At 82.4% G+C, this 558-nt stretch carries 1 pseudogene; it reads right to left on the bottom strand.

What is annotated here, in order from left to right:
- A pseudogene (locus MCBG_RS02035) lies at window positions 1–409 on the bottom strand (helix-turn-helix transcriptional regulator); the annotation flags it as partial.
- Between the last annotated feature and the right edge of the window lie 149 nt (window positions 410–558).

The following is a 558-nucleotide window of genomic DNA, read 5'->3' as shown; positions in this document are numbered from 1 at the left end:
CCGGCCGGCGAGCCGGTGCGCGGGCCCGTTCCACCGCCACCAGCAGCGCCGCCGCGGCGGCGCAGACCAGCGCGCCCGGGGTGAGCGCGGGCCCGGACAGCCGGCCGCCGAGGACGACGACCCGGCGCAGCGCCGGACCGCCACGGGCGTGGTCGCCGCGCAGGGTCGCCCCGACGCCCACCGCGAAGGTGGCCAGCAGGTCCAGGTCGGGCGGGTCGCCGGGCCGCCGCAGCGCCTCCGCGCGGCGGGCCACCTCGGCGTAGCGGAACTGGTCGCCGGTGACGCAGATGGCCTCGCCCGCGCGGACCAGCGCGAGCAGGGCGGAGCGCCGGTCGGCCGGCGCGACCGCGTCGGCGGCGGCCAGCAGCGTGGCGACCGCGGCGGCGGGCGCGTCGCAGCGCAGCTGCATCTCGCCGCGGAGCAGGTCGGCCCGGTCCTGTGCGGGCGGCGCGGCGGTCAGGTGCCGTAGCAGCCCCCGGGCCTGGTCCGGGTCGCCGGCGGTCCAGGCGCAGCGGGCCGCCGCACACCGTCAGTTCGGCGGCCCGCCCGGGATCGGCG

It is taken from the genome of Micromonospora sp. M42 (assembly GCF_000568915.1).
GTDB classification, from domain to species: Bacteria; Actinomycetota; Actinomycetes; order Mycobacteriales; family Micromonosporaceae; genus Micromonospora; species Micromonospora chalcea.
Note: the sequence above shows the minus strand (reverse complement) of the source record. Positions and strands in the feature narration are given on the sequence as shown.